This is a genomic window from Marilutibacter maris (assembly GCF_006546735.2).
In the GTDB taxonomy this organism is placed as follows: domain Bacteria; phylum Pseudomonadota; class Gammaproteobacteria; order Xanthomonadales; family Xanthomonadaceae; genus Marilutibacter; species Marilutibacter maris.
Genome location: NZ_VICD02000168.1, coordinates 1 through 10,064, shown reverse-complemented (window position 1 = coordinate 10,064; position 10,064 = coordinate 1). Strand labels below are relative to the sequence as shown.

General features: G+C 70.6%; 8 protein-coding genes. 3 read left to right on the top strand and 5 right to left on the bottom strand.

All coding sequences use genetic code 11. From position 1 onward, the window contains the following. Positions 1-184 precede the first annotated feature (184 nt). The gene (locus FKV24_RS20040) at positions 185-2,053 is read right to left on the bottom strand and encodes a S8 family peptidase (RefSeq protein ID WP_211371843.1); all 1,869 of its coding nucleotides are present in this window, start codon (positions 2,051-2,053) and stop codon (positions 185-187) included. A 538-nt stretch (positions 2,054-2,591) separates the two neighbouring features. Between FKV24_RS20040 and FKV24_RS10325 the strand changes: the two genes are divergently transcribed. Then, positions 2,592-3,641 carry a LysR substrate-binding domain-containing protein gene (locus FKV24_RS10325; RefSeq protein WP_141482324.1) on the top strand — a complete coding sequence of 350 codons (1,050 nt, stop codon included), beginning with the start codon at positions 2,592-2,594 and terminating at the stop codon, positions 3,639-3,641. Here the strand turns inward: FKV24_RS10325 and FKV24_RS10320 are convergent. The 4 genes from FKV24_RS10320 to FKV24_RS10305 all read right to left on the bottom strand — a co-directional run bounded on the left by FKV24_RS10320 (position 3,629) and on the right by FKV24_RS10305 (position 7,605). Next, the gene (locus FKV24_RS10320; protein WP_141482323.1) at positions 3,629-4,399 is read right to left on the bottom strand and encodes a 2OG-Fe dioxygenase family protein; all 771 of its coding nucleotides are present in this window, start codon (positions 4,397-4,399) and stop codon (positions 3,629-3,631) included. The two genes, FKV24_RS10325 and FKV24_RS10320, sit on opposite strands and share 13 nt — an antisense overlap. Before the next feature lie 22 nt (positions 4,400-4,421). Continuing rightward, positions 4,422-4,820 (bottom strand): MAPEG family protein, encoded by a 399-nt coding sequence (locus FKV24_RS10315; RefSeq protein ID WP_211371842.1) that lies wholly within the window; start codon positions 4,818-4,820, stop codon positions 4,422-4,424. A 225-nt stretch (positions 4,821-5,045) separates the two neighbouring features. Next, positions 5,046-6,806 carry a M28 family metallopeptidase gene (locus FKV24_RS10310; protein WP_141482322.1) on the bottom strand — a complete coding sequence of 587 codons (1,761 nt, stop codon included), beginning with the start codon at positions 6,804-6,806 and terminating at the stop codon, positions 5,046-5,048. Positions 6,807-6,900: 94 nt separating this feature from the next. Beyond that, complete coding sequence (locus tag FKV24_RS10305; protein WP_141482321.1) at positions 6,901-7,605, bottom strand: DUF4097 family beta strand repeat-containing protein; 705 nt, start codon at positions 7,603-7,605, stop codon at positions 6,901-6,903. A 214-nt stretch (positions 7,606-7,819) separates the two neighbouring features. Between FKV24_RS10305 and gpmI the strand changes: the two genes are divergently transcribed. Beyond that, positions 7,820-9,370: a 2,3-bisphosphoglycerate-independent phosphoglycerate mutase gene (gpmI, locus tag FKV24_RS10300; RefSeq protein WP_249040989.1), complete on the top strand. Its 1,551-nt coding sequence runs from the start codon at positions 7,820-7,822 to the stop codon at positions 9,368-9,370. Then, on the top strand, positions 9,370-10,064 hold a 695-nt coding region (locus FKV24_RS10295; RefSeq protein WP_425481617.1), incomplete at its 3' end, for a murein hydrolase activator EnvC family protein. The genes gpmI and FKV24_RS10295, both read left to right, overlap by 1 nt.

Here is a 10,064-nt window from a genome sequence, read left to right as displayed (position 1 = left end):
CTTCTTTTGCGCAACACAAACGCTGACGCACCCCCGTAACGGACCCACGCATACCGGCCCACCGGGACTGCGTCAGAACCACCGCTGCAGCGGCGCAAGCCGCGATCGATCGCGCATAACGAAAACGGGGCCCGGCATGCCGGGCCCCGTCTGCAATGCCTGCTTCACACCCGCGCCGGGGCCATCAAGGCGTATCCAGCCACAGCTCGTAGCTGCCGCTGCCGGAGTACGACAGCACGCGCCAGTAGTAGTAGCCGGCGCTGCCGTTGTAGGACACCGACTCCACGCTGGTCGGGGTGATCGACTCGGCCACCTTGCTCCAGCCCGATCCGTTCCAGCGATACAACTCCAGGTCGAAGTCGGTGCCGGACGGGCCTTGCAGCCAGCCGTTGTGGGTCCCGGCCGCGGCCTGATAGTAGGTGCCGCCCGGCTGGACCTGAGAGCTGCCGGTGCCGGCCAGCGAGCCGCTGTACCGGGTGCAGCCGGTGCAGGGCGCATCGCCGCCACCGGTGCCGTAGTCGGCCACCAGCGAGACATTTGAATAGGCGCTGTAGCCGTGCAGCATCACGTGCCAGGTGCCGGCCTGCGGGCTGGCGAAGTCGCAGCGCTCGTTGTTGCCGTTCTGGTACGGCCGGCAATCGTAGGTGCTGGTGGTCGGCGCCGCCCCGAAGCGGACATACAGGTCGGCGTCGCCGCTGCCGCCGCTGGTGACGAAGCTCAGGTCGCTGGCGCCTGTCGGCACCGCGAAGGTATAGCGGGTCTCCGAGCCGCTGGCCCCGGATACCGATACCGCCACGCCCTTCTGCAGTTCGCCCGGGGTCGGATCCGGATCCGGGTCGGGATCGCTGCCGAACAGGCTGTACAGCAGCAGGTTCGGCGAGCCGCTGCCGGGATTGCCGACCTTGTTCGGGGTGGCGCTGTTTTCGATCGCGCTGGTGACCTGGCCCGGGGACGCGTTCGGATTGCCGGCCAGGTACAGCGCGGCGACGCCGGCGACGTGCGGCGAGGCCATCGAGGTGCCGCTGATGGTGTTGGTCGCCGAGTTGCTGCTGTTCCAGGTCGAGGTGATCGACGAGCCCGGGGCGAACAGGTCCAGGCAGGTGCCGTAGTTGGAGAACGAGGAGCGCGCGTCCGACGAGGTCGTCGATCCGACCGTGATCGCACTGGCCGCGCGCGCCGGCGAGTAGTTGCAGGCATTGCTGCTGTCGTTGCCGGCGGCGACCACCACCGTCACGCCGGCATTGACCATCCGGTCGACCGCCTGGTCGGTGCTCGTCGAAGCGCCGCCGCCCAGGCTCATGTTGGCCACGGCCGGTTTGACATGGTTCTGCGCGACCCAGTCCATGCCGGCGATCACGCCGGAGTTGCTGCCCGAGCCGTCGCAGCCCAGCACCCGCACCGGGTACAAGCTCACGCCCTTGGCCACGCCCCAGGTGGCGCTGCCGACGGTGCCGGCGACATGGGTGCCGTGGCCGTGGCAGTCGTTGGTGCCGTTGCCGTCGTTGATCGCGGTATAGCCGCTGCCGACGCGGCCGCCGAAGTCGTTGTGGCTGGCGCGGATGCCGGTGTCGATGATGTAGGCATGCACGTTGCCGGCGGTGGTGTTGTAGGTGTAGCTCCCGCTCAGCGGCAGGTTGCGCTGGTCGATGCGATCGATGCCCCAGGTGGCGTTGTTCTGCGTCGCCGAGACCGACATGTAGCCGTCCTCCTCGATATAGGCGACGCGATCGTCGGCCAGCAGCCGGGCCAGTGCTTCGTCGTCGGCCTCGACCACGAAGCCGCGCAGCACGCTGCGATAGGTGGCGACGATGTTGGCACGGCCCCGACCGCGATTGCGGACCAGGTCGCGGGCGACGTTGGCGACGCTGGGACGAGCGGCGGTTTGCGCTTCCGCGGCAAGGCTGGCGGCATCGTCCCTCAGCACGACGATGTAGCGGCCCTCGATCGGCGCCTTGGCCAAGCGCAGCTCGGCATCGGCGGCATGGCCGGCGCCGGCGGCGAGCATCAGCACGCTGCCGATCCCGGCAGCAAGAACGGTGGTTGCACGGATCACGATACTTTCCTCATGGTTGTATGTAGGAACCGCGCCGCGCCCCTCGACGGGAGGCGGTGCGGGCGTGACGTTCCGCGGCCGCATGTCGACGTCCCCTGTCCACCGCTGTGCGTGGCCATCGACACACGAGAGCGGCCAGGCGGGTGAAGAGTTGGCGGACCCCGCGGCGCAGCCGCGCTTGACCCGCGACGTGTCTCCCCGGTGACCGCCGGTGTCCCCCGCCCGGCCTGCGGAGTCAAACCCGATCCCGGTGGCGCGTCCAATGCCGAATATCGATGCGCATATTCGGATTTTTCCTTATAGAACAATTGGATATGAACGGCCCGAAGTTGCATCAGGCCCTACCGGTGCGTATGTGCGAATGGGTCGCATCTTCGCTGTATCTGGCCGGAGTGTGTGCTATATCGGACCTCTGCCAAGGGGGCAGGTGCGCCGCGACCGGCGCGCTCGGGCATGCGGAACGGGACCGCGCAAGCTGTCGCGACCGGCGCGGCGCGCGGATCGTGTCGATCTGGATAGGCCATGCAGGGACGTAGCCATGACGCTGAAGGAACTGAGATGCCTGTTGGCGATCGTCGACGCCGAGCTCAATGTCAGCGCGGCGGCGCAGGTGCTGCATGCGACCCAGCCGAGCCTCTCGCGCCTGTTGAAGCTGCTCGAGGAGGAACTAGGATTCCAGTTGTTCGTCCGCCACGGGCGCAGCCTGGCCGAGGTGACCCCGGCCGGACATGAGGTCATCCGCATCGCGCGCCGCATCGTCGGCGACGTCGCCAACATCCGCGCCTACGCCGCCAACGTGCGCGGCGGGAATTCCGGCGACCTGTTGCTGGCGATGCCGCAGATCTATGCGCGCCACGTGCTGCCGTCGGTACTGTCGGAGCTGGTCAGGCGCTATCCGCGCCTCAACGTGCATATCCAGACCACGGCCGAGGGCGAGTCGCTGGAGCGGCAGATGCTCGGCAGCGGCGACATGATCCTGGTCAGCACCGCCGGCGACGGCGTGCCGCCGGGCCACGCGATTCCGCTGTTCACCTGGAAGCGGGTGGTCCTGGTGCCGCAGACGCATCCGTTCGCGCACCTCGACCGCGCCCTGACCCTGCCGGAGCTGGCCAGCGAGGCACTGGTGACCTACGAGGCCTCGCGGCGCCGGGATTCATCGCTGCGACGGGCGCTCGAGCAGGCCGGACTGGAAGCGCGCTTCGCCTGTTCCGCCCAGGATGCGGGCCTGATCAAGGCCTACGTGCGGGCCGGGCTCGGCATCGGTCTGGTCGGCGAGCTGGCGGTGGAGGACGAGGATTGCGAGACCTTCGCCGTGCTCGAGTGCGATCCCGCGTTGCCGGAGTGCGTGGCCTGGGCGCTGTTGCCGCCGGGCGCGGTGATCCGCGACTGCGCCTTGCAGTTGATCCAGTTGCTGGCGCCGCAACTGGACCCGCAGCAGATCCGGCAGGTGCTGGAAGACGGCAAGCGACCGCTGTGGCCCGATCCGCGGCCCTGGCGGGGGGGCGCCACGGGGCCGGCCGGGTCCGGCGCGCATGCGCATCGGCGCCCGCTCCCCCGGGCGATGTCGCCGGGCGCCTACCTGGGCTGATCGGCGCGGTCGTCCGCGCGCAGGGTCACCACCAGCACGTCGCGATGGGCGGGGGCGTCCGGGTCGAGCGCCTCCACCGCGGTGACGCCGTGGAATACCCGCCGGTCGTCGACCAGGGCCGCATCGAAGGCACGGGTCAGGGTGAAGTGGCCGATCTCGGTGCCATCGGGCGCATGGATGCTGGTGGTGCCGCTGGCGATGTTCTCGCGGTCGATCAACAGCACCAGCACGTAGTCGACGCCGTCGCGATGCCGGCCTTCGGGCGTCGGCAGGCCGGGCGTGCCGGCCCGGGCCTCGATGCGGAACTGGTGCACCTCGGTGTGCCAGCGGGCGACCCGCGGTGCCAGCGCGCCGAAGAACCGTTGGCAGTGGCGCAGGATCGTGCCCAGGCTGCGGCTGGTGGCGACCGCGTCCTCGACCGGCTCGAACCAGCGCTCGATGTCGCCCTGCAGCGGGTTGTAGTCGAGGGTCTGGTAATGCGGCTGGTGCGGCTGGCGACGGATCGCCGGCGCGGGCGTATCGACACCGTCGAGCGAGAACACCGCATGGCGGCGGCGACGGTGCTTGCCGAGCCGGGCCAGGTAGCTGTCGGTCGCCAGCCGGTTCCAGCTCCCGGCGAAGTCTTCCCAGTCGTCGAGCGGGCCGGTCGTTTCCAGCCACGCGCGCATCGTCGCCGCGTCGACGAAATCGAAGCCCTGGCCCCGCATCAGGGTGTCGTGGATGCGGGCGGCGGGCTCTGGATCGGTGTCTTCGTGCATGTTGGCGGGCCGGGCGGCAGGCTCAGCCGCCGACCCGCAGCGCCGCCTGTGCCAGCAGCGCCAGCACGCAGCCGAGGCCGGCGAACCAGGACAGGCTGCGCAAGCTGTGCAGATCGGCCAGGTAGAAGACGCCGTGCAGCACGCGCGCGACCACGAATGCGATCGCCAGCACCGCGATGCGTGCTTCCGGCACCCCGGCCAGCTGGGCGAGCACGACGCCGGCGGCGAACGGCGCGAACGCCTCGAAGGCATTGAGCTGGGCGGAATTGGCGCGATGCAGGCGCGGGTTGTCCTGACGCGCGAGCCAGCCGCGCGGGTCGCGGTTGTTGTAGCGCTCGCCGCCGGCCTTGGCGATGCTGACCCACAGATACGGCAGCAGCGCGGCGATCAGCACGCACCAGTAGGCGGTGGCCAGGGTCATCGCGGTTCTCCGGTGGGGGGCGAAGGGCGGGCTCGGGGCGCCGGCATGCGGACATCGGACACGCCCTGCACGGGCGCGCCCTATCGAGCACGCACAGCGTAGCCGAAAGCGGGGCCGGCACGCGATCCCCGCGCCGGCGCAGAGGGGAGGCGCCGATACGACGACGGCGCCATCCGGCGCCGTCGTGAACCCTGTCGGGGCGGCTGCCCGCCCCGGCGCCGGGTCTTACTCCGATCGCGACTGCTTCAGCTTGTCGTTGGCGGCGCGGAAGGCGTTGCCTTCGTACCAGTTCGGCCAACGGTCGCCGCCGGCCAGGTCGCGGCCGACGCCGTACAGCGCCTCCAGGTCCTGGACCACGCCGTCGAGCTTCCAGTCGGCGCTGAACTCGTCGGCGGGCTTGTGGTAGCGGTTGTCGCGATAGTCGAGCTGGGCCGCGTGGCCGGCCTCGGTGCCGCCCTCGAGCAGGTCGTCGCCGCCCTTGGCGTACAGCGCGGGCACGCCGGCCTTGGCGAAGTTGAAGTGGTCGGAGCGGAAGTAGAAGCCATCCTGCGGCGTGGCCTCGGCGACCAGGCTGCGGCCCTGGGCGTCGGCATGGGTCTTGAGGATGTCCTCCAGCTCCGAGCTGCCGAAGCCGACCACGGTCATGTCGCGGGCCTTGCCGATCACCGGCATCGCGTCGAGGTTGACCACCGCGACGGTCTTGTCGAGCGGGATCGCCGGGTGGGCGACGTAGTACTTGGAACCGAGCAGGCCGGACTCCTCCAGCGTCACCGCCAGGAACAGCAGCGAGCGTTCCGGCGCCGGCTCCTGCGCGGCGAAGGCCTCGGCGATCTCCATGATGCCGGCCACGCCGGTGGCGTTGTCGACCGCGCCGTTGTAGATGTGGTCCTCGCCGCCGCTGCCGGCGTCCTCGCCGTGGCCCTCATGGCCGCCGGCGTCGCTGTGGTTGCCCAGATGGTCCCAGTGCGCCATGTAGACCACCGCCTCGTCCGGACGCGTGCTGCCGGGCAGCATCGCGACCACGTTCTTGGACTCCTTCTCGGCGATCGTGCTCTTGAGGTCCAGCGACAGCGTCGCGTCGAGCGGGATCGCCTTGAAGCCCTTCTTGTTGGCGGCCACGTACAGCGCGTCCAGATCCTGGCCGAGGTCGGCCATCAGCGTGCGCGCGACATCGCCGGTGATCCAGCCCTGCGCCGGCAGGCGCGGCTCCGGATCGTCGGCCGCGCGCAGGTCGAACTGGGCGCCGGACCAGGAATTCTTGACCACGTCCCAGCCGTAGGAGGCGCCCTCGGTGTCGTGGATGATGATCGCCGCCGCGGCGCCCTGGCGGGCCGCCTCCTCGTACTTGTAGGTCCAGCGGCCGTAATAGGTCATCCGCTTGCCTTCGAACAGCGACGCGTCCTTGGCATGGAAGCCCGGGTCGTTGACGAACATGACCACGGTCTTGCCCTTGACGTCGACGCCGGCGTAGTCGTTCCAGCCCTGCTCGGGCGCGTTGACGCCGTAACCGACGAACACCAGCTCGCTGGCATCGATCTTCACCTCCGGTTGCCCGGTGCGGGTGCCGATCACCATGTCGCTGCCGAAGGCCAGCTCGCGCGGCTCGCCCTTGACGTCGAGCTTGAGCACGGTCGACTCGTCGGCGGTGGTTTCGACCATCGGCACATCCTGGAACCAGCTGTCGCCGTTGCCGGGCTTCAGGCCCATCGCCTCGAACTGGGTCTTCAGGTAGTCGAGCGTGCGGGTCTCGCCGGCGCTGCCGGGGGCGCGCCCCTCGAACTCGTCCGAAGCCAGCGTCTCCACCCGTGCGGCGAAATCATCGGCGTTGATGCTCGCGCTGAACGCGTGGGCGGGGGCGCCGTCGGCGGGTGCCGCCGTGTCGGTCGCCGCCTCCGGTGCCGGTTGACTGCAGGCCGACAGGACCAGCGCGGCCGCGACCAGCGAGGTGGCCGCGGAGAGCGGGGTTCGGGCGGGGGTGCGGGACATGGAGCCTCCGTGATGCGAATGCAGGACGAAGGATCGATCATACGACGGCGGCCCCGGACGTGCCCGGGCCGCCGGTCATGCCGTACCGCGGCGCCTACTCGGCCGGCGCGCGATCGGTGTCGTAGCGAACCGCGGTGGCACCGCTGATCGGGCCGGTGCGGGCGCTGGTGTGGACGTAGAGGGTGACCTCGCGCTCGAAGCGCAGCGCGCCCTCGACCACCGCGTTCGGGCCGATGATCACCCGCGGCGGACGCCGCTTGGTGTTGATCCGGATCAGGCTCGGGCTCGGCTTTTCGTAGTGGATGCCGCCGCGCACGTGCGAACCGGCGCCGACGGTCAGGTCGCCGGTCACCGTCTCGATGCCGCCGCCGACATCGGCATCGACCAGGCCGATCGCGCCGTTGACCGTCTCGACGTCGCCGGAGACCCGGCCCTGGCGGCCGACGAAGATGCTGCCGTTGACGGTTTCCATGCTGCCGTCGACGGTCACCGTCTCTTCCAGGCGGATGCTGCCGTTGACGGTCTCCAGAGCGCCGGTATGCGCCGACGCGGCGACCTTGATGCTGCCGTTGACCGTTTCCGCATCGCGGACCCGGGCGTTCTCGTGGATCCGGATGCTGCCGTTGACGGTCTCCAGGTCGCCGTACTGCTGGCCGGCCTCGGCGGTGATGCTGCCGTTGACCTTGTCGATGCTCTGCTGGGCGGCGGCCGCCAGCGGCATCAGGGCCAGCGCCAGCGCCAGGGGGAGGGCGCCGACGGAGCGGCGGCGGGACGGGGCGGTGGTGTGCGGAGGGCTCATGGGCGATATCCGTTCATGAAGGGTCTGCAGATGTGATGCACGGCAGGCCGGATGGGTTTAACGCGCGGTCCGATGCCGGTCTGTCGGCTGTCCGGCGCCGACGGTGCCGCGGCGCGGGCGGAAGGCGTCGCGACATCGCGTCGCCGGGCGCTCCGATACAATCGCACTCTCATGCACCCCGGGCCCCTGCCCGAAGTCACGGAACCCCGCCATCGTGTCCGAAATCTCCCGCGCCAAGCCGGCCCGAACCAAGCCGGTCGTCCTGCTGATCCTGGACGGCTGGGGCCACCGCGAAGACCCCGCCGACAACGCGCTCGCCGCCGCCCGCCTGCCGAACTGGGACGCACTGCTGGCGGAGGCGCCGCATACCCTGATCCATACCGAGGGCCGCCATGTCGGCCTGCCGGACGGCCAGATGGGCAACTCCGAGGTCGGCCACATGAACCTCGGCGCCGGTCGCATCGTCTACCAGGACCTGACCCGGATCGACGCCGCGATCGAGGATGGCAGCTTCGCCGCCAATGCCGAGTTGCTGGCCGCCTGCAACGCGGCCAGGGCCAGCGGCGGCACCCTGCACCTGATGGGGTTGCTGTCGCCCGGTGGCGTGCACAGCCACGAGCGTCACCTGTTCGAGATGATCGCGCTGGCCGCGCGCGAGGGCGTCGAACGCGTCGCCGTGCACGCCTTCCTCGATGGCCGCGACACCCCGCCGCGCTCGGCCGAGGCCAGCCTGAAGGCGCTGCAGGCCGCCTGCGAAGCCGCCGGCAACGCCCGCGTCGCGACCGTCAGCGGACGCTACTACGCGATGGACCGCGACAAGCGCTGGGACCGCGTGCGCCGCGCCTGGGACGCGATCGTCGAGGCCGCCAGCGAGCACCACTCGCCCGATCCGATGACCGCGCTGGCCGACGCCTATGCCCGCGACGAGAACGACGAGTTCGTGTCGCCGACCGTGGTCGACGACGGCGCGACCATGCGCGACGGCGATGCGGTGGTGTTCATGAACTTCCGCGCCGACCGCGCGCGCCAGCTGACCGCGGCCTTCGTGGCGCCGGATTTCGAGGGTTTCCACGCGCGCCGGCCGGTGCTGTCGCGCTTCGTCTGCCTGAGCGAGTACGACGCCAGGCTGCCGGCCCCGGTCGCGTTCCCGCCCGACGATCTGCGCAACACCCTGGGCGAGGTGCTCGAGCACAACGCGCTGAGCCAGTTGCGCATCGCCGAGACCGAAAAGTACGCGCACGTGACCTTCTTCTTCAGCGGCGGTCGCGAGGCGCCGTACCGCGGCGAGGAGCGGATCCTGATTCCCAGCCCGCAGGTCGCGACCTACGACCTGCAGCCGGAAATGAGCTGCCCCGAGCTGACCGCGAAACTGGTCGAGGCGATCGGGTCGGGCCGTTTCGACGTGGTCGTCTGCAACATCGCCAACCCGGACATGGTCGGCCACACCGGCGTGTTCGAGGCCGCGGTCAAGGCGGCCGAGGCGGTCGACACCGCGGTCGGCGCGATCCGCGCGGCGGTGCGCGCGGCCGGCGGCGCGTTGCTGGTCACCGCCGATCACGGCAACCTGGAGATGATGAAGGACCCGGTCACCGGCCAGGCGCACACCGCGCATACCGTCGGCCCGGTGCCGTTCGTCTACGACGGCCCGCGCGCGGCATCGCTGCGCAGCGGCGGCGCGTTGCGCGACGTCGCGCCGACCATGCTCGACCTGCTCGCTCTGCCGCAGCCGGCGGAGATGAGCGGGCAGAGCCTGCTGGCCGGTTGATGCGCGCGCGGCGCGGCGACACGCTCGCCCTGCTCGCCGGCGTCGTGCTGGCGACGGTCGCGGCCACGGCGCCGGCGCAGAACAGCCGCGAGACCGAGCGCAAGCTGCAGGAGGTCCGGCGCGAGCTGAAGGCGGTCGCCGCCGAGCGGCGCCGGATCGAGGGCGAGCGTGGCGCCGCCAACCGCGAGTTGCGCCAGGCCGACGAGCAGGTCGGCCGCTCCAGCCGCGGCCTGCGCGAGATCGAGTTGCAACTGGCCGACGAGCAGGCCTCGCTGGATGCGCTGCATGCGCGCCGCGCCGGGATGCGGGAGACGATGCAGGGCCAGCGCGAGGAGCTGGCGCGGTTGCTGCGCGCGGCCCACGCCCAGGGCGGGCAGGCGCCGCTGAAGGTGCTGCTGTCGCAGGACAGCGTGGCCGAGGCCAACCGGCTGTTGGCCTATCACCGCTACCTCCAGCGCGACCGTGTCGCCCGCATCGCCGAGCTCACCGCCGCGCTGGAGGAGCTCGACGCGGTCGAGCGCGACATCGCCGAACGCCAGAAACAGTTGCAGGACTCGCGCCAGGCGCTGGATCGCCAGCTCGCGCAGTTGCAGGATGACCGCAGGGCCCGCGCCCAGCTCGTCGCCCGACTTGACCAGCGTTACCAGGACCGGCGTGCCCGCGAAGGCGCGCTCGGCCGCGATGCCAAGGGCCT